Here is a 19,040-nt window from a genome sequence, read left to right as displayed (position 1 = left end):
CTCCTTCGTGTGACGCGATGCCTGTGGCAGGATCATCGACGTTCACACCGGTATGAAGGTCAACCGCGAAGGTCGACCACGAACGTCCACCAGGAGCGCGCACGTGCTGATCGGGGAACTGAGTCGACGGACCGGGGTACACACCCACCAACTGCGCTACTACGAGGCCCAGGGCCTGCTCGAACCCGCGCGCGGCGCCAACGGCTATCGCGAGTACGACGCCGATGCCGTCCTCACCGTCACCCAGATCCGCAGCCTGCTCGAAGCCGGGCTGTCCACCCAGGACATCGCGTATCTGCTGCCCTGCGCGATCGGCGCGGCCCCCGAGTTCGCCCCCTGCGGCGAGCTGACCGACTTCCTGCGCACCCGCCTGGACGGACTGGACCAGCGCATCGACGCGCTCACCCACACCCGCCGGGCGCTGCACACCTACCTCGACGCCTCCGAACGCGCCGGCGCCCCGCACTGACGCCCCGGCCGTCGGCGGACCTGCTCAGGGCTCGTGACCCAGTTCGCGGATCGCCGCGCGCCCCTTCTCGATCGGCGAATTGCTCGGACGCACCGTCGAGGTAGTGCCCGGAGTCGGTCACGCCCGGAATCCTCCCCCGCGCCCGACTCCGGGAATCGCCGCCGTCCCGGGGCGGGATCGACCCCGATCACCCGTCCAGGCGCGGGTAGTCCAGGTAACCCTCGGCACCGCCGCCGTAGTGGCCGGTCTTCAGCGGTCGGTTGAACACGGCGCCGGCGGCGAGGCGTCGGGGCAGATCGGGGTTGGCCAGGAACAGTCGACCGAAGGCGTACACGTCGGCGAGCCCGGTCCGCACCGCGTGCTCCGCCCGTTCGTGGCCGCCCGGTTCGGCGCCGTCGTACGTCGCCATCAGCGTGCCGCCCCAGCGCGGCCGCAGGTCGGCCAGCGCCGGATAGACCCCCGACTGCACCACGTGCAGGTACGCCAGCCCCATCCCGTCCAGCGCGCCGACCAGTCGGCGGTAGCGCGTCGCCGGATCGGCCTCGATGATGTCGAGCTGCGTGTTGTCCGGGGAGATCCGCAAGGCCGTGCGCTCCGGCCCGATCGCGGCGGCGACCGCCTCGACGACCTCGATCGGGAAGCGCACGTGGTCGGCGTAGCCGTCGGCGCGCCGGTTGGCGCTGTCGGCGAGGAACTGGGCGAGCAGATAGCCGTAGGCGGCACTGATCTCGACTCCGTCGAAACCGGCGTCGACGGCATTGCGCGCGGCCTCGGCATGCGCCTCGACCGACGCGGCGACCTCGGCGGTCGACAACTCGCGCGGGCGCACATAGGGCTTCGGGCCGGCGGCGGTGTGGATGGCGCCGGAGGTGATCGCCACGGCGGAGGGGGCGACCGGCCTTGCCCCGTCGAGGAGATCGGGGTGGCTGACCCGGCCCACGTGCCACAGCTGGGCGAAGATGCGCCCGCCTTCGGCGTGTACCGCGCGGGTCACCTCCCGCCAGCCGGCCACCTGCGCCGGGTCGGTCAGGCCGGGCACGCCGGGGCCGCCCTTGCCGAGGCGATGCGGCCAGATGCCCTCGCTGACGATCAGGCCGGCGGCGGCGCGCTGGGCGTAGTAGGCGGCCATGATCGGCGTAGGGACCCCGGTGGCGTCGTCGGCGCGCGAGCGGGTCATCGGCGCCATCGCCGCCCGGTTGGGCAGGTGCAGGTTCGGGCCGCGATAGGGGTCGAGCAGGGGAGAGTGCATGGGGGCTCTTTCGCCGGAAGCGGAAACGGGGGCGGTAGCGGCACCGATTGTGTGCATGTACCTGCACTCGACCCTGCCCGCCCCGGGCCCGCGCTGCCAGACCTCCGTTCCGCTCAGGACCGCCGTTCCTACCACTGCCAGGGTCAGCCTCGGCCCCCGCGCCCGCCCGCCCGGCCGTGGACAATGAACGACATGAACGGCACGAACGGCGTCCACGATCGCATCCGTACGGACGAGGCCGCGCGCCCCGGCGGGGGGCGGCCGATCGATCCGCGCGACGGGATCGGCGAGTTCCTGCGCACCCGGCGGGCCCGGCTCGGCCCGGAGGACGTCGGGCTGCCGGTCACCGGGCGGCACCGGCGCGTACCGGGGCTGCGCCGTGAGGAGTTGGCCCAGCTGGCCGGGGTGTCGGTCGCCTACCTGACCCGGCTCGAACAGGGCAAGGGCCACAACGTGTCGACCGAGGTGATCGACGCCATCGCCCGGGCGCTGCGGCTGACCGAGATCGAGCACGCCCACCTCACGCACCTGTCCAAGTGCCGGCACCAGCCGCACCGGCGCTACACCGCGTCGCGGCGCCAGCAGGTGCGGCCCGGCCTGCGGGCGCTGCTGACCGCCATGGACACGATGCCCGCGTACGTCACCGGTCGGCGGCTGGACGTCCTCGCCTGGAATCGCCCGGCGGCGGCCCTGTTCGGCGACTGGGACGAACTCCCGGACCGGGAGCGCAACTGGGGCCGGCTGGTCTTCCTGAACCCCGGCTACCGCCGCCTGTTCGTGGACTGGGAATCGAAGGCGGTGGACGTCGTCGGCACCCTGCGCCTGGACGCCGGCTGCTATCCCGACGACCCGCGCCTCACCGCGCTGGTGGACGAACTCTCGTCCGGGAGCGAGGAGTTCCGCCGGTTGTGGGCCCGGCACGACGTCCAGGAGCAAAGTCACGGCAGCCGGCGTCTGCACCACCCCGTGATCGGCGAGCTGACCCTCCCGTTCGAGACCCTGCGCCTGCCCGACGACCCCGAACAGTGCCTGACGATCCACCACGTGCCGACCGACCCGATCGCCGCGGAAAACCTGCGCCTGCTGGCCAGCTGGGGCACCGACCCCACACCGCAGGAGCTACCGGACCCACGCCCCTGACCGGCACACCGGGCCGACGCCCCCGGCGTCACAGGCCGTGCCGACGCTCCCCCAGCACCTTCTCGCACACCCGCGCCTCGCTCGCGGCCGAGAACACGTCCCGGTACGCGGCGACCGCGCGCCGGGTGTCCTCGGCGACCAGGTCGGCGTTGATCTGCGCGCCCGCCGCCGCGCCCCCGGCCGCCGCGGCGCCGACCTGCGCCATCAGGTCGGTCACGTTGCCCGCGAGCCAAACTCCGGGCACCTCGCTGCGGCCGGTCGGGTCGGCGGGGACGTACTCGCCCGCCCCCGACGGATGCGCCACCGCCCGCAGCCCGAGACCGGCAAGGAAGTCGGCGCGTGCCACCATCCGCGTGGCCACCGCCAGCGCGTCGCGCTCGATCAGCGTCCCGTCCGCGAGCCGCAGACCCACCAGCCGGTCGTCGACGACCTCCACCGATGCCACCTCGCCGGCCACCACCCGGATCCCCCGGGCCGCCAACTGCTCGGCCTCCTCCCCGGTCGGCGGCGCCATGGTGTGCGGGAAGAAGGTGATGTCGTCGCTCCACTGCCGGAACAGCAATACCTGGTGCATCGACAGCGGCCCGCTCGCCAGCACGCCGATCGCCCCGTCGCGCACCTCCCAGCCGTGGCAGTACGGGCAGTGCAGCACGTCCCGCCCCCACCGCTCGCGCAGCCCGGAGACCTCGGGCAGTTCGTCCACCAGCCCGGTGGTGACCAGGAGCCGCCGGGCCCGCACGGTACGCCCGTCGGCCAACGCCACCATGAAGCCGTCGGCCTCCCGGGCCACCGCGTCCACCTCGCCGGTCACCACGTGCCCCCCGTATCCGCGCACCTCCGCCCGGCCCCGCTCGACCAGTTCGGCCGGTGGCATGCCCTCCCGGGCCAGCAGGCCGTGCACCCCCCCGGCCGGGGCGTTGCGGGGTGCGCCCGCGTCGATCACCACCACCGAGCGGCGCGCCCGGGCCAGCATCAGCGCCCCGTTCAATCCGGCGGCACCGCCACCGATCACCACCACGTCATAGCCGTCCATCAGCCGATCGGTCATCGCGACCACCTCCGATTACGACCATGCGACGCATCCACAATTCCGGCAACATTACTTGCCGATATGGCAAACTCGACGGCATGGACGACGATCTCGACTCCGCCCTCACCGCCGTCGGCCCACGCCTGCGCGCGCTGCGCCGCGACCGCAAGATCACCCTGGGCGACCTGGCGGCGGCCACCGGCATCTCGGTGAGCACGCTGTCCCGCCTGGAATCCGGCTCCCGCCGCCCCAACCTCGAATTGCTGCTCCCGCTGGCCCGGGCACACGGGGTCACCCTCGACGAACTCGTCGACGCCCCGCCGACCGGCGACCCGCGCATCCATCTGCGTCCGATCACCCGCTTCGGCATGACGATGGTGCCGCTGACCCGCCGGGCGGGTGGCATCCAGGCGTACAAGCTGGTCATCTCCGCCGGCGGCCTGCGCGGGGAGCCCGACCCGCAGACCCACGAGGGCTACGAGTGGCTGTACGTGCTCAACGGGCGGTTGCGGCTGATCCTGGGCGAGCAGGATCTGGTGCTCACGCCCGGCGAGGCGGCCGAGTTCGACACCCGCGTGCCGCACTGGTTCGACGCGGTCGACGCCCGATCGGTGGAATTCCTCAGCCTGTTCGGCACCCAGGGCGAGCGCGCCCACCTGCGCGCCCGCCCCACCACGACGCCGCCGGGCAGCGCCTGATCCCCGGCACGACGACCGACGACTACCCGGCGGTCGACTGCTCGGCGCGCACGTGGGCGACCAGCGCGTTGGCGTGACCGTGGCCCAGGCCATGCTCGCTCTTGAGCCAGGACACCAACTCCATGTGCTTGGTCAGCGGCGAGGAGCGGACCAGGCCCAGCCACTCCTCGATCGGCCGACCGTACTTCTCCTCGATCGAGGGAAAGTAGGCCGCCGGGCCCTTCGGCTTGTCGCTCATGTCCGTATTCCTCACGCGGTCGTTCCGATGCCGTCGAGGATAGGACCGCCGGCCCCCCGGGAACTCATCGATATGCCGTGGAGATCCGGGTCACACCCGGTTCGACCGGCGGTGGGCGGCTGCTTCGGGACGGTCCGGAGTTGCCCCCGACCCCGTCCCGGGGGTGTCCACCCAGGTCGTCCGGGCGCTTCCCCATCGCGCGCGGCGCGCCGTCCTTCTCCACGATCCAGGACTGCCCCACTCCCGCGTCGCGGTCGCGGAGTCGGATCGGCGCGCCGTTCGCGGGAGCCGGCCGCCCGACGGCGCCACCACGCCACCGCCGCACCGGCCGTCCGGGGTGCTCTCCCGTCCGGGAAAACCGGCCGCCCCGAGGGGTGTTCATGCCTCGCGCGGGCGCCGCAAAGCGGCCGAGCGCGACCCCGCCCGCGACGGCCCGGCGGCGGATGATTGGGTGGAGTATCCCGACGGATGGCGCGTAACGTCGGCGGGCGGCCCGGGAACGCGCGCACGAGAGAAATGGCACGGCATGGCGGAGGCGGCGTTCATACGTTTGTTGTGCCACGCCGACGCCGCCGAAGTGGAGGCGGTGGCCGCGCGGTTGGGCGCCCCGACCCGCGGTCGGCTCGTGGCCGGGGCACTCGGCAGCCCCGACGCCCTCCTGGACTGGATGTACGCACACGGCGACGACATCGACCGGATCGTACTGGCCGGCGATCTCGAGTTCCGGGCCAAGCCGGGACACCTCACCCACTACGACAGTCCGCTGTGGGACCTGTACCGCCGCGCCGAGCCGGACACGAACGCCCTTCTCTACCAACCCGATTCGCCGCTGATGTGCCGGCTGATCCTGGCCGGCGGTCCACCCGGATGCCTGCCGCCGACCGAGCGGGTGGCGGCCGGGCTCGTGCCGGTCGGACCGGTACCCGTGCATCCCGCGCTCCGGGCCCGCCTGCTCGCGACGACCGAGTACACCGTGCTCGCGCCCGCCGTGGTCGCGGCCGATCCCGACCTGGTCCGGCACACGCTGCACACGCTCGGCGCCGACGGTCGGCTCACCCGCGCCGAACGGGCCTTGGCCCTGCTGCGGCTGTGGGACCTGGAGGGACCCGATGCCGTGCGACCGTGGACGCGCGATCTCGACGGCGCCTATCGGGGACTGCACCGGCAGATGCGCGAGGCACTCGACCGGCCCAAGGTCCGGGCCGACGTGGAGACCACCATCCTCGACGCGGCCCGACCGGAGGGCTTCGTCCGGCGGTTGCGAGCGATCGAGGACCCGTCGCGCTCACGTCTGTCCCCGGCGGTGAACCGGGTCATGGTCGCCCCGCACACCTTCGCGTGGGGCCCGGTCCTCGACGCCCACCACCGATCGCCCCTGTTCTCCGACGACGTGGTCTGCCTCGTGCGCCGGTACGGGCTCGACCACGCGGCGCTGCGGGCGCTGGTCGGCGTCGGCCCCGACGGCCGGCCGCGGCTGGAGCGGTGGCCCGCGGCCGAGGGCGTGGACGACGGCGATCTCACCGCCGCCCTGTTGGACGCGTGCGAGCCCACCCGTACCGCCGACGCTCCGGCCGCGGCCGACCTGGTCGCCGAGGCCGCGCCGGCGTGGGCGTTCCTGGAGAACTACGTCCAGGCCGCGGCGCGACCGGCGACGCAGCGACGCCGGCGGGAGCGTTTCGCGCTGGTCGACGCCGAACTGGCCCGACTCGTCCGCGACCGGCTCGGTGACGACGTCCCCGGGTGGCTGCACCTGGCCCGGCTCGGCCCGGAGTACCCCGGCACCCTGCCCGATCTGCTCGACGCGGCGTCGGCGGCGGCCGACGGCCCGGACCCCGCCCCGCCGATCTGGGCCGACTACCTCCGGCCCTACAGCCACGACTCCGGCCGGCAACGCCACGCCGCGTTGTGCGCACTGTTGCGCGAGACCACCCCGGACACGATCGCGCGCGTCGCCGCCCATCTGCCGCCCGAGTTCACCGCCGATCTGTACGGCCGGCCCGGCGGCGCCGACGTCGACGCCGCGCTGCTCGCCGCCGCCGCTCCCGCGATCGACGTGGGAATCTTCACCCGTCCGCGCACGTCGCCGCGGGTTCGGGAGCGGTTGCTGCGCGACCCCGCCCGGCTGCCCGCGCTGCGCCGGACACTGATCGCCATCGCCGTCGAAGACCCGACCGCCCGGCCGTCCCGGCTCTATCGCGACCACTACCGGGCAACCGTCCACGAGTCGCTGCACGCCTACCGCGCGGCACTGGCCGTCGGAGACTCGCGCGTCACCGCCATGCTCGCCCAGAACACCCTGCACCCGGACGGCGCCGACCACGTCCGGGAAAACCTCGGCACGGACCCGAGCGGGGTGGTCGCCCGGGCGGACCGGGCGACACCCGCCGATGCCGATCGGCTCCTGGCGGAAACCATCACCGACTGGGAGGAGCGGGCCCGGGCGGGCGGCGTGGTCGCGTTGTTGCCGAGCCTGGGCGCACGCGGCTTCCTGGAGACCGTCGCCGACCCCGGCTGGTCGACGATCCTCGCCGCGCACCGCGCCGAACCGCTCTCCGTCAAGGCGCTCGAAGTACTCGCCGACGTCCGGCCGGACCTGCCCGAGGAACCGACCCGGGCACTGGCCGAACACGCCGGCGAGTACTGCGACCTGGCGGAACTCGCACGGCATGCGTGGCCCCTCGCTCGCGATCTCCTGCGCGCCGTGTACCCGTTCCTCGGCCGGCGCCGATCCGCCGCCGATTGGCCCGGGTTGATCACGGACGCACTCACCGACGGCGCGGTCGACCCCGAGCAGTGGCTCCGGCACGGCCGCCCCGCCGGCATGGTGCTGCGCACGTTGACCGACGCGCCGCACGGCGTCGTCCCGCAGGCGGTCGACGAGGCCTTGGACCTGCTCGTCGACATCCACCTGGCGGGCAGCCCCGACGCCTGGACGACCGCCTACGCGATGTTGCCGGACTTCACCGGCACGGTGAGCGAACTGCTGTCCACCGCCCGCGCGGCGACCGGCACGTAGGCACCGGCACTCGCTCCGGCACCGGTCAGTGCTTCGCCCGCTCCCGGTCGCGCAGCCAGGCGAGCAGTTCCGGGACGTCGGTCTCGATCAGCCCGAAGTGCGCCCCCAAGCTGCCGCCGTCGGCGACCCGCGCATGGATCCGGTAGACGATGTCATTGCCCAACTCGCCGAGTTCGGCCACCAGTCTGGTGCTGTACGCGATCTTGACCCGTTCGTCCCGCTGCGCGTGCGAGACGCGGATCGGCACCGGGATGGTCAGGGCGGGATTGGTGCGTTCGACCTGGCGCAGGAACTCCCGCTGATGCGGATTGGGATCCTGGGTGAGGCTCCCCCGGAACTGGGCGTTGCCCTTGATGCCGCCCCACGCCTCGCACGCGGACAGTTCGACCCGGCATCGGTCGGCGGAGGCGGTGAACAGCGTGTACGCCTCGGTGCTCAGCACCTCCAGCGCGTCGATGGCCGGCCGCTCCTCGGTCGCCTCCGCCCGGGAACCGATGATCGCGCCGGTCAGCAGCAGGGGCGTGAAGGCGAGGCCGCCGGTGTAGCCGTCGTAGTCGCTTCCGGCGATCAGGTCCTCGACGATGTGCGAGGCCGGGGCCAGGGCCGCCACGCCGAGCAGGGTGAACTCCGGGATGCGATCGGCGTGGTGGGCGGCGAACAGCGCTCCCTGGCCGCCCTGGGAGTGGCCGACGAGGGCGAACCGGTCGGAGATCACCGGGTACAGCCGGCGCGCCGCGCGGACCAGGTCGAGCACGCCGTGCGCCTCGGATCGGCCCAGCAGGAAGGGATGCGGGCCGGGTGTACCCATACCCTCGTAGTCGGTCATCGCGACCGCCCAGCCGGCTTCGAGCAGCGCGTTCAGCAGCACGTGCGGGGACTGGTTGATCTCGTGGTGCTCGGGGAGTTCGGCCGCGATCTCCTCGTTGTCGCGCGAGGGCGCGCACTTGTCACCCAGTCCGAGGGTGCCGTGCGCCCAGCCGATCAGCGGATAGCCGCCGTCGGGCGCGGGCGCGGGCGGCAGCGCGACGATGCCGGACACCGCGATCGGTGTGCCGTCGACGGCTTCCGAACGATAGAGCACCAGTTCGTTGTGGCTCGCCGAGCGGAGCGCGGCCACGCCGGTGAGCGGGCGGGATCGGATCACGTCCCCGTACTCCCCCGGCGGCAGCGGGACGGGTGGAAGGTAGAAGTCGTCGCCCTCCGGCGGTACGACCCGTTCGGGTGCGGTCATCGCGACCCCGCTTTCCGAGAGGTGTGCCGGTCGCCCTGCCGGCGCGCGGCGCGTATGGGGTCATCCTGGACACCGTCGCCCGCCGGCGAGGCCCACTTGACCAAACTTGGCTCGAAGCCACCCGCGCCCGGCCGCCGGAGCGACTCGGCTCGGCGTGGCGACTCGGCTCGGCGCGGCGGGTCGGCTCGGCGTGGCGGGGTCCGGTGAGCCGGAAGGTGGGCGGACTTGGCTGGCATCGTGATCACCCGTCTTCACGCGCGTCGTCGCCCGGAGTGACCTTTGCTGGTATCCGATAGCCCCGAGGGTTCCCGCTGGGGCACCCTGCGGACCGACTTCGAAGTGCTCGCCGTCGTCCGCACGCTCACCTCGGCCACGCGTCTGCTCGACGTGCTTCCCCTGCTGCGTCCCGAGCACGGCATCCAGGTGTCGTTCACCATCAACCCCGGCTCGGCGTTCGCCAACGGGCTGCCGGAATACCTGGGTTCGCTCGGTGTGCGGGTGTTGTCGTGGGCCGAGGCGACGAGTCGTCGCTTCGATCTCGCGGTGGCGGCGGCGGTCCACGCGGACATGCGGCACCTGGACGCGCCGCTGGTGGTGATGCCGCACGGCGCCGGATACAACCGCCTGGTGCCGGCGTCGACGGGGGACGGCGAGTCGCCGGCGGGGTTGTCCCGGCGGGAGTTGACCCACGACGGGCGGGTGTTCCCGGCCGCGATCGGGCTGTCCCACGAGGAGCAGTGGGAGTTGCTCGCCCGCACGTGCCCCGAGGCGCTGCCGGTTTCGGTGGTGATCGGCGATCCGTGCTTCCACCGGATCGTGCTCAGCCTGTCCCGGCGGCGCCGCTACCGGCAGCCGTTCGGCGCGGTGCACGGCCGGCGGCTGGTCGTGGTCAGTTCGACCTGGAGCGAGCATTCGCTGCTGGGTCGGCATCCGGAGCTGCCGCTGCGGCTGATCGGCGAACTGCCGGTGGACGAGTTCGTGGTGGCGGTGGTGCTGCATCCGAACGTGTGGAGCTATCACGGGCCGTTCAACGTGCGGGACCGGCTCCTGGCCGACGCGCTGGACGCCGGGTTGCTGATCGTGCCGCCCGAACGGGGTTGGCAGGCCGCGCTGATCGCCGCCGACTGGGTGGTCGGCGACCACGGTTCGGTGTCGTTCTACGGCGCGGGCCTGGATCGGGTGACGCTGCTCGCGGCGACCGGCGAGGGGGAGGTCGATCCGGCCTCGCCCACGGCCGCGTTCGCCCGGGAGGCGCCCCGGTTGGACCCGGACGGGGATCTGTACGCGCAGCTGCTCCGGACCGCCGAGGAGCACAAGCCGGGAGCGCTGCACCCGATCACCGCCCGCTCGTTGGGGGCGATCGGCGAATCGCCGCGCCTGCTGCGGGATTTGCTCTACGCGCAGCTCGGCCTGCCGCCCTCCGCCGAGGAGCCGGTGGTGCGGCCGGTCGCCGATCCGCGCCCGGAGTTCGGCGGCGGTCCCACCCGGTGGGATGCGACGGGTTCGGTGGTGCCGGCCGAGGCGACGGCTTCGACGCGGGCGACGGCCACGGTGACCGTCCGGCGGTTCCCGGTGTTGCCCGGGCACGACGAGGCGCGGGGGTTCTACGCGGTGACCGCCGACGAGGTGGACCTGCGGCGCCGGGCCGGCGCGGAAGTGGTGGTACGCACCGACCCGTTCGCGGAACCGGCCGCGCCCGCGTGGGCGGCCGAGACGGCGGGCGAACTGCCGGGGCTGAGCGTGGCGGTGGCCGCGCTGGACGAGGGCCGACATCTGGTGCGCCTGCGCGGCGGCATCCTGCTGGAGGCGTCCACCGTGCGGGCGTGGGGGACGAACCGGCCGTGGCTGGACCCCGTGGTGCTCGGCTGTGCGCTGCATCTGTGGGCGATGGCCGGCGGACATCCCACGACGCTGCGCGAGGGCATCCGGATCCGCACGGGCGAGCGGGAGGTGGAGGTCGCGTTCACCATGGAGACCCCGGGGCCGGGGACGGGGTCGAGCCGGGGCTGATCGGCGTCGCCACAGCGGTGGTTCGGGGCGGTTCGAGGTCCGAGCCCGATGCGGTTGCCGCTCGGGCCCGGCCGGCGGTCAGGGCCGGTCGGCCCCCGGCTCCGGCGCCGGCACGCCCAGTTCGCGGTACAGCACGCCCAGTCGGGCCCGGCCGTGTTGCTCCAGGTCGGCGTCGCCCGTGTGTACCGCGACCTCGACCAGCGCCTCCAACGCCTGGGCCTCCTTGACGTGTTGCCCCAGCCGCGCGGCCGTCCGCACCGCCTCGGTCAGGCTCGCGACGGCCCGGTCCGTGGCGCCGAGCGTGTGCTGGACCCGGCCGCGCACGATGGCGATCCGCGGCCGCATCGCCTCGTCGCCGGCCGCGTCGGCCGTGGCCAGCGCCTCGTCCAGCACCCGCAGCGCCTCGTCCGGCCGACCGGCGGCCAGCAGCGCCCCGCCGAGGTTGTAGCTCTGCACCACGATGCCGTGCGCGTCGCCGGCATTGGCCTCCCGGGCCCGGGTGAACGAGCGCACCGCGTCCTCGGGGCTCGACCGGGCGAGGTGCAGCAGGCCCTGGGTCTCCCACACCACCCCGCTCAGGCGCGGGTCGGACACGATCGACAACAGCTCCTCGGCCCGCCGCAGTTCCGTCTCGGCCCGCTCGTGGTCGCGCAACTCGTGAAACGCGCGGGCGAGTTGATTGCGCATCCGGACCTCGGCGTCGGGTCGGCGCTCCCACTGCGCGGCCACGATGCCCAGTTGATGGCTCTCGATCCAGTCGGCGTAGTGCTTGCGACTGTGGTACAGCGCCCACAACGACTCGCACAGGCGCCACACCGCGTCGTGCCACCCCCGGCTCGCCGCCGCCCGCAGCACCGCGAGCAGGTCGGCGCGTTCGGCGTCCAACCAGTCCAGCGCCTCGGCGCGCCCGGCGAACCGCGGGGCGGTCGGCGTGGCTGCCGATGCCGTACTCGCGTCGCCGCCGAGCCGGAGCCGGGAGCCGAGCACGAGGCGGTCGGCGGTGTCGGCAGCGACCAGGTGATACGCCACGATGCGGCGCAGCGCCGCCTCCCGTTCCGGCTCCGGATCGCGCAGCGCGTGCCGCCGGGCGTGCAGGCGGGCCAGGTCGTGGAAGCGGTGGCGCTCCTCGCCGGTGCCGTCGGGGTCGATCTCCTCGACCAGGTGGGCGTCGACGAGTTCGTCCAGGTGTGCGGCGGCATCGGGTTCGCCGGTCGCCGCCGCGGCCAGGGCCGGGGTGAAGGTGGGGCCGGGGTGGGCGGCGAGCATGCGATACAGCCGTTGGGCCGCCGGCGAGAAGCTGTCGTAGACGGCGTCGAAGACCCGTTCCACGTGCACCCCCTCGTGGTTGGCCAGGGCGTCCAACCCGTGCTCCGCGTCGGCGAGTTCGGTCAGCACGCGGTCCACGCTCAGCCGGCGGCGCCGGATCAGGCGCGCGCCCACCGCACGCAGCGCCAGCGGGAGTCCCCCGCACAGCCGCACCAGTTCGGCCAGTTCGCCGTCGGCGGCGCGGCCGTCGCCCAACCAGCGGCGGATCAGCAACGTGCCGGCCGGGACGCTCAGCGGGTCCAGGACCACCGCGCGGGCGCCGTCCAGGATCAGCCCGTCGATGCGGGTCCGGCTGGTGGCGATGACCATGCCGGAGGCGGGCAGCAGGGCGCGGACCTCGGCGGCGTGCCGGGCGTTGTCGAGGAACACGAGCAGTCGGCGGCCGGCGGTCGCGGAGCGGAAGGTGGCGGCGCGCCCGGCCAGGGTGGGCGGGATGTACGCCTCGTCGACGCCAAGGTCGCGCAGGAACGCGCCGAGCACGCTGCCGACGTCGATCGTGCCCTCGAACCGGCTCTGCCCGAGGTCGACATAGAGCTGTCCGTCGGGAAAACGGCCGGCGGCGCGCGCGGCCCAGTGCGCGGCGAGCGCGGTCTTGCCGACGCCGCCCAGACCGGTGAGGGCGACCACGCCGGGGCCCGGGCCGTGCAGTCCGCCGGCCAGGACCTCTTCGAGGGCTCGGAGTTCGGCGTCGCGGTTGACGAAGTCGCGATGCGAGGGCGGGATCTGTCGGGGGATCAGACGTGTCGGCACGGGCGCGAGGGCGACACCGCCGAAGTCGCGTCCGGGCGACGCCCGATGGCCGTCCCCGTCGGCGAACCCGTTTCCGGGACCGCCGTCTTCGGCCGTCGTGTCCCGTGTGTCCTCGCCCCGATCGCCCACCCGATGTCTCCTCCGCAACGACCGGACCCGCCGACCCCAGGATGGCCGTTCGCCCGCCGATCCGACACCGGACACGCCCATTCCCGACCACCCGAATCATCACCGAACCGCGACCGGATCATGCCTGCGGGTGACCGAAGGGGCGCCGCGACGGGGTCTCGACCCCGATCCCGGCGTCAGCCCCGGTCCCGGTCCGGGTCGTTGTCGAGCGCCCGGGTGGCCGCCGCGGCGACCACGGCGGTGAGTCCGGGTTGGTCGGTGGGGGGCAGGAGCGCGTTGCGCGGGGTGTTCTCGATCAGCGCGTACACGGCGGCGATCCGGGCGTGGCCGGTGATCGCACGGCGGGTGGTGGTGGCCGCGGTGAGCAGGCCCGGGAGGGCGTGCAGCGGGCGTGGCCCGGTGGTGGTGGCGCCGAAGGCGGGCGGGGTGTCGGGACGGGCGCGCAGGACCGGGACGCCCGGGGGCGGGGTGGCGAAGGCGGTGAGGTCGACGATCAGATCGGCGCCGTCGGCGATCGTGTGCAGCGCGTCGGCACGGTGGGTGAACGGGTCGAACAGGGTCAGGTCGGCGATGCCGCAGGCGATCAGCAGTCCGGCGAGGTCGCCGCCGGCGGCGGGGTCGACCACGATCACCCGGGCGGAGAGCGGGTTGAGGCCACGGTTGACCAGGGCGTTGACCGTGGCGGCGGCGGTGGCCGGCGCGAGGCCGTCGTTGATCGTGTCCAGGAGCAGCACCGGCGGGGTCGGGCCGAGCGCGGCGTGCGTGACGGTGACCCGGTCCAGGCGGGTGTGTACCAGCACCGCGGCGGCGAAGCCGGGGGCCAGGATGCGTACCGCGCGGGCGATGTCGGTGACGTCGGGGGTGGCCACGGGCAGCGGGAAGACGTCGAGTCCGGTGGCCCGGCGCAGGTGTACGGCCTGCGATTCGAGGGCGGGCAGGACCGCGTCGGCGGGCAGTTCGTCGAAGCCGAGGACGGCGCTGGCGTCGCTGATCAGCGCGACGCGGTGGCCGCGTCCGGTGTAGCGGTCGATCTGTTCCGGGTGTGCGGCCAGGTGCGAGACGACCCGGCGGTCGGCGTCCGCGTCCAGGAGCGCGACGTCGTGTCCGGTGCTGGTGGCAGCGCAGACGCGCAGGGTGAGTTTGCCGGTGGAGGCGGTGGTGAAGACGGGGTCCTGGGCGTGCAGCAGGTCGGCGCCCAGGCGGTGCGCGAGGGTGCGGGTGAGCCAGGCGAGGGTACGCGGGCCGTCGGCGTCCAGGGTGATCCGCCGCGCGCCGGTCACGTCCGGTTCGTCCGCCCGGCGGACGACCGTGCCGGGGGCGTCGGCGAGCACGCTCTCCACGATCGCGTCGGCGTCGGGCGGGATGTGGATCCGGACGCTGTAGGCGGGATTGGGCACGGGCCGTTCCGCGTCGCCCCGCCCCCGGCTCAGCACGGCGAGCTCCCGGCCCCATCGTCCGCGGCGATGGCCGCGGACGCCCCCGGCGTCGTCGCACGCAGGTCTTCGAGCAGGCCCACCTGGTCGGTGAGCAGCCCGGTCAGGATCCCGCGCGCGACCGCGAGCAGGTCGGCCACCCGCGGACTGGTCAGCGTGTAGTAGACGGTCGAGCCCTCGCGGCGGCTGACCGCCACCAGGTTCGCCCGCCGCAGCACGGCCAGCTGCTGGGACAGCCGCGAGGCTTCGATGCCGACCTCGGGCAACATCTCGGCGACCGCGTACTCGCGCTCGCTGAGCAGTTCCAACACCCGGATGCGGGCGGGATGACCGAGCGTCTTGAAGAACTCGGCCTTCATTTCGTACAGGGGTGTGCTCACCGCTCCACGTCCTTCCCGCGCGCCGTGCCCGGCCGAAACCGGCGCACGCCGAGGCATGCTCCTCGCATCTGCGCGGATTGAGCAATCGCACACCTTAGCAAGTCCCACCGCAGCCCCGCCGCCCGGCTCGGGCGGCGGAGGCCGTCCGGGCCGGGTGTGCGGGGTTACCCGGGCCGGGTGTGCGGGGTTGTTACCCGAGGACGTCCTCGTGGTTGTGGACGACGAGCCAGCCCTGGGGGAAGCGGCGGGCCACGGCGGTGTTGCGGATGTGTTCCGAGGGCAGGACGGTGCCGTCGGCGGCGGGGGCGAAGTCGACGCGCAGGTTGTAGCGGGCGAGGGCGGTGTCGTCCCAGATGTCGATCACCTCGTCGCTCGCGTGGATCCCGGTGACCACCGGGGCGTCGGGGCCGACCGGGCGCTCGGCCCGGATGCGGTCCAGATCGGCGCGGCCGAAGAGGAGTTCGGGGGCGGCCGAGTCCCAGATGGTGGCCTCGGGGTGGATCCGGCGGTCGATCCGCTCCCGGTCGCCGGCCGTGAAGCCGGCGTAGATGTCGAGCAGGGCGCTCCACACGGCGGCGCGGTCCTCGGCCGACCCGGCGGGGCGGTGGGCGTCGCGGGAGGTGGAAGGGGTGGTCATCGGTGCGGGTCCTATCGGAGAGGGCGGTCGGGCGGCACGCGGGAGGTCAGACCGGTACGTCCTCGCGGACGACCTCGCCCTCCAGCATCACGAAGGACATCCGGCCCATCGCGCCGAGGTCGCTCAGCGGGTCGCCGTCGACGGCGATCAGGTCGGCCGCGTAGCCGGGGGCGATGCGTCCGAGCCGGTCCTCGGCCCGGATCAGCCGGGCCGCGGTGACGGTGGCCGCTTGGAGCACGCGCAGGTTGTCCAGGCCGCCCTTGGCCATCAGGTACATCTCGTGCACGACGGCGGACACCCCGTCGACCCGATCGCCGGGTGGCACGTCGGTGCCGTTGACCACCTGTACGCCCGCCTCGACCGCGCGCCGGAAGCTCTCCTGGTGCGGCGCGATGGCGTTCTTGGCGTTGACGACGGAGCCCTCGTCGAAGTGGTTGTCCCGCATCCAGCCCAGCGAGTTGGTCACGCACAGCGTCGGGGTGACGAACGCTTCGCGCTCGGCGAGCAGGCGCGCGGTCTCCGCGTCGAGGGCGTAGATGTGCTCGAACGAGCGCACGCCCAGTTCGACGGCCTGGCGGATCGCGGCGGACTCGCCGGCGTGCGCGACCACGTAGGCGCCGTGCTCGTCGGCCGCCTTGACCGTGGCGGCGATCTCCGCGTCGGTCATCTCGGCGTGTTCGAAGTCCTCGCCCTCGCGGGCCAGGCCGGAGTTGATGAAGATCTTGATGTGGTCGGCGCCGGCTTCCAGTTCGCCGATGGCCGCGTGGTAGAAGGCGTCCGCGCCCTTGACGTAGACGCAGTCCGAGCCCTCGCCGTGGCCGCCCGGCGTGGACAGCGCACGACCGGCGCCGAAGACGCGCGGGGCGCGGATGAAGCCCCGGGCGCGCGCCTCGCGCAGCACGAAGTCGATCCGGTTCTGCTCGTGCACGCACCGCATCGTGGTCACCCCGGCGTGCAGCGCGTCGGCGGCCCGCTGGGCGGCGCGGAACGCGGTCAACTCGGCCGGCTCGTCCTCGCGCGTCTCGGAGAAGGGGAAGACGATCGACATGTGCGAGTGGCACGTGATCAGCCCGGGGAGCAGGTGCCGCCCGCCCAGGTCGTGGACGTCCGCGTCCGCCGGCGCGGCGGCGGCCACCTCGACGATGACGCCGTTGTCGATGTGCACGCTGCGATCGCGCAGGACCTCGCCGGTGACGACGTCGACGACGTGACAGTTGGTCAACCACATGGGTGCGGTCACCCGACTTTCGTGAGAGCGGGAGCGAGGATCGAGCAGGCGGCCCTGCGCTCCGGGAGGAATTCCACCAGTGCGGGCTCGTCCACCCCGCACGCGTCGGTGGCGATCGGGCAGCGCGGGTGGAACCGGCAGCCGGTGGGCGGGAAGGCGGGGTCGGGAACGTCGCCGGGGAGGTCGACGGGCAACTCGCCGCTGCCGTCGGCGCGCGGCACCGCGGAGATCAGCGCCTTGCTGTACGGGTGGCGCGGGTCGTCCCAGACCTGCGCGGTGGGGCCGCTCTCGACCACGGTGCCCAGGTACATCACGGCGACGGTGTCGGCGATCTGGCGCACGATGGACAGGTCGTGCGAGATGAACAGCAGGCCGACGTTGCGCTCCCGGGCCAGGTCGAGCAACAGGTTGGCCACCGACGCCTGTGCGGAGGCGTCCAGGGCGGCGATCGGCTCGTCGGCGACGATGCACGACGGCTCGGCCGCCAACACCCGGGCGATGGCGATGCGTTGGCGCTGCCCGCCGGAGAACTCGTGCGGGAAGCGGTCGTCGAACTCGGCGGCCAGGCCGACACGTTCGAGGAGTTCGCGGGCCGTCTCGCGGCCGCGTTCGCGGGTGCCGCCGGCCAACACCACGGCGTCGGAGATCTGTTCGCCGATCCGGCGGCGCGGGTTGAGCGAGGCGTAGGGGTCCTGGAAGACCATCTGCAGGCCGCGCTGGTCGCTCGGCCGCGGCTTGAGGCCCAGCGTGTCGACCGCCCGGCCGTTGAAGGTGACCCGGCCGCCGGCGGGCTTGAGCAGCCCGACCGCGGCCTTGCCCAGGGTCGACTTGCCGCAGCCGGATTCGCCGACCAGGCCGACCACCTGCCCCGGGGCCACCGCCAGGCTCACCCCGGCCACCGCGCGCACGTGCGGGCGGCCCGGCGAGCGGTAGGTCACGGACAGGTCGTGCAGCCGCAGGCCGACGTCCTTGCTGGTGACGGTGAGGTTGGAGGTGGAGAGCGCGGTCATGGGGTACCCACCTTCGAGGCGGTGACGGCCAGGGGGTCGATCGGGCAGGCGCCGGCGTGGGTGGGGGTCAGCGCGAGCAGGTTCGGCCGCTCCTCGGCGCATCCGGCCACGGCGTGCGGGCAGCGCGGGTGGAACGCGCAACCGCTGGGCGCCTGGCCGAGCTTGGGCGGCGAGCCGACGATCGGCACCAGCGCGGCGTTGCCCCCGTCCGGGTGCGGCAGCGCGTCCAACAGGCCCCGGGTGTACGGGTGTCGGGGTTCGCGCAGCACGTCGGCGCGCGGCCCGCTCTCCACGATGCGGCCCGCGTACATCACGCTGACCCGGTCGGCGAGGGCGGACATCACGCCGAGGTCGTGCGTGATGATCAGCACGGACAGGCCGTTCTCCCGGCGCAGTCGGTCCAGCAGGCGCAGGATGCCCGCCTGGACGGTGACGTCCAGCGCCGTGGTGGGCTCGTCGGCGAGCAGCAGCGCCGGGTCGCAGGCGAGCGCGATGGCGATCGCGATGCGCTGGCGCATGCCGCCGGAGAACTGGTGCGGGTAGCGGCCGAGCGCCCGTTCGGGGTCGGGGATGCGCACCGTGGTGAGCAGTTCCACCGCGCGGGCGTTGGCCGCGCGCTTGTCCAACTTCTTGTGGTGACGCAGGTGTTCCGTGAGCTGCTTGCCGACGCTGAGCATCGGGTGCAGCGAGGTCATCGGGTCCTGGAAGACCATCGCGACCCGGTTGCCGCGCAGGTCGCGGACCTGACGCGGGGTCATCTTCAGGACGTCGTCGCCCTCGACGAGCATCTGCCCGGCGGCGGTGCCGCCCTGCGGCAGCAGGCCGAGCAGGGCGAGCGCGGTCATCGTCTTGCCGGAGCCGCTCTCGCCGGCGAGGCCGACGATCTCGCCGCGCCCGACCGTGAGGTCGACGCCGTCGATGGCGCGCAGCGGACTCCCGTCGGGGCCGGGCAGTTCGACGACCAGATCGCGAATCGCCAGCACGGGTTCCGCGCCGGATATCGACTTCTCGCGGGTCGAGGCGGCGGGCGTCGAAGCGGGGTTCTCGTTCATCTCCGTCACTTTCG

At 73.6% G+C, this 19,040-nt stretch carries 16 protein-coding genes; 5 read left to right on the top strand and 11 right to left on the bottom strand.

What is annotated here, in order from left to right; genetic code table 11:
* Positions 1-103: 103 nt before the first annotated feature.
* Positions 104-469, top strand: coding sequence for a MerR family transcriptional regulator (locus ACWGR4_RS41170; protein WP_452129125.1), 366 nt, complete (start codon positions 104-106; stop codon positions 467-469).
* A 187-nt stretch (positions 470-656) separates the two neighbouring features.
* Here the strand turns inward: ACWGR4_RS41170 and ACWGR4_RS41165 are convergent, their stop codons facing one another.
* Entirely contained in the window at positions 657-1,718 is a 1,062-nt protein-coding gene (locus tag ACWGR4_RS41165; RefSeq protein ID WP_452129126.1) for an alkene reductase, read from the bottom strand.
* 192 nt (positions 1,719-1,910) lie between these two features.
* Between ACWGR4_RS41165 and ACWGR4_RS41160 the strand changes: the two genes are divergently transcribed.
* The gene (locus ACWGR4_RS41160; RefSeq protein ID WP_452129127.1) at positions 1,911-2,858 is read left to right on the top strand and encodes a helix-turn-helix domain-containing protein; all 948 of its coding nucleotides are present in this window, start codon (positions 1,911-1,913) and stop codon (positions 2,856-2,858) included.
* A 28-nt stretch (positions 2,859-2,886) separates the two neighbouring features.
* Here the strand turns inward: ACWGR4_RS41160 and ACWGR4_RS41155 are convergent, their stop codons facing one another.
* The gene (locus ACWGR4_RS41155) at positions 2,887-3,906 is read right to left on the bottom strand and encodes an NAD(P)/FAD-dependent oxidoreductase (RefSeq protein ID WP_452129128.1); all 1,020 of its coding nucleotides are present in this window, start codon (positions 3,904-3,906) and stop codon (positions 2,887-2,889) included.
* 80 nt (positions 3,907-3,986) lie between these two features.
* On the opposite strand from ACWGR4_RS41155, the gene ACWGR4_RS41150 reads away from it, so the two are divergent.
* Positions 3,987-4,586 carry a helix-turn-helix domain-containing protein gene (locus ACWGR4_RS41150; RefSeq protein ID WP_380009426.1) on the top strand — a complete coding sequence of 200 codons (600 nt, stop codon included), beginning with the start codon at positions 3,987-3,989 and terminating at the stop codon, positions 4,584-4,586.
* 22 nt (positions 4,587-4,608) lie between these two features.
* On the opposite strand, the gene ACWGR4_RS41145 is transcribed toward ACWGR4_RS41150, so the two are convergent.
* Positions 4,609-4,824 carry a DUF4287 domain-containing protein gene (locus tag ACWGR4_RS41145; RefSeq protein ID WP_380009429.1) on the bottom strand — a complete coding sequence of 72 codons (216 nt, stop codon included), beginning with the start codon at positions 4,822-4,824 and terminating at the stop codon, positions 4,609-4,611.
* A gap of 526 nt (positions 4,825-5,350) precedes the next feature.
* Here ACWGR4_RS41145 and ACWGR4_RS41140 point away from each other — a divergent pair.
* Positions 5,351-7,840 (top strand): hypothetical protein, encoded by a 2,490-nt coding sequence (locus tag ACWGR4_RS41140; RefSeq protein WP_452129129.1) that lies wholly within the window; start codon positions 5,351-5,353, stop codon positions 7,838-7,840.
* Between the two features lie 25 nt (positions 7,841-7,865).
* On the opposite strand, the gene ACWGR4_RS41135 is transcribed toward ACWGR4_RS41140, so the two are convergent.
* Positions 7,866-9,071: an alpha/beta fold hydrolase gene (locus ACWGR4_RS41135; RefSeq protein WP_452129130.1), complete on the bottom strand. Its 1,206-nt coding sequence runs from the start codon at positions 9,069-9,071 to the stop codon at positions 7,866-7,868.
* A gap of 279 nt (positions 9,072-9,350) precedes the next feature.
* On the opposite strand from ACWGR4_RS41135, the gene ACWGR4_RS41130 reads away from it, so the two are divergent.
* Entirely contained in the window at positions 9,351-11,081 is a 1,731-nt protein-coding gene (locus tag ACWGR4_RS41130) for a hypothetical protein (RefSeq protein WP_452129131.1), read from the top strand.
* Between the two features lie 78 nt (positions 11,082-11,159).
* On the opposite strand, the gene ACWGR4_RS41125 is transcribed toward ACWGR4_RS41130, so the two are convergent.
* From ACWGR4_RS41125 to ACWGR4_RS41095, 7 genes are all read right to left on the bottom strand, one after another.
* Entirely contained in the window at positions 11,160-13,286 is a 2,127-nt protein-coding gene (locus tag ACWGR4_RS41125) for a hypothetical protein (protein WP_452129132.1), read from the bottom strand.
* 176 nt (positions 13,287-13,462) lie between these two features.
* Positions 13,463-14,683 (bottom strand): malic enzyme-like protein, encoded by a 1,221-nt coding sequence (locus tag ACWGR4_RS41120; protein ID WP_452129133.1) that lies wholly within the window; start codon positions 14,681-14,683, stop codon positions 13,463-13,465.
* A gap of 29 nt (positions 14,684-14,712) precedes the next feature.
* Positions 14,713-15,099 carry an ArsR/SmtB family transcription factor gene (locus ACWGR4_RS41115; protein WP_452129134.1) on the bottom strand — a complete coding sequence of 129 codons (387 nt, stop codon included), beginning with the start codon at positions 15,097-15,099 and terminating at the stop codon, positions 14,713-14,715.
* Positions 15,100-15,289: 190 nt separating this feature from the next.
* On the bottom strand, positions 15,290-15,736 hold the full coding sequence (locus ACWGR4_RS41110) for a DUF4440 domain-containing protein (protein WP_452129135.1): 447 nt from the start codon (positions 15,734-15,736) through the stop codon (positions 15,290-15,292).
* A 46-nt stretch (positions 15,737-15,782) separates the two neighbouring features.
* Positions 15,783-16,976: an amidohydrolase family protein gene (locus ACWGR4_RS41105; RefSeq protein WP_380009453.1), complete on the bottom strand. Its 1,194-nt coding sequence runs from the start codon at positions 16,974-16,976 to the stop codon at positions 15,783-15,785.
* The gene (locus tag ACWGR4_RS41100) at positions 16,973-17,974 is read right to left on the bottom strand and encodes an ABC transporter ATP-binding protein (protein WP_380009456.1); all 1,002 of its coding nucleotides are present in this window, start codon (positions 17,972-17,974) and stop codon (positions 16,973-16,975) included. Before ACWGR4_RS41100 ends, ACWGR4_RS41105 begins: the two co-directional genes overlap by 4 nt.
* Entirely contained in the window at positions 17,971-19,026 is a 1,056-nt protein-coding gene (locus ACWGR4_RS41095) for an ABC transporter ATP-binding protein (RefSeq protein WP_452129136.1), read from the bottom strand. Before ACWGR4_RS41095 ends, ACWGR4_RS41100 begins: the two co-directional genes overlap by 4 nt.
* Between the last annotated feature and the right edge of the window lie 14 nt (positions 19,027-19,040).

The organism is Embleya sp. NPDC055664 (genome assembly GCF_053618075.1).
The sequence above is the reverse complement of the archived record's forward strand: the minus strand, read 5'-3'. Positions and strand labels throughout refer to the sequence as shown.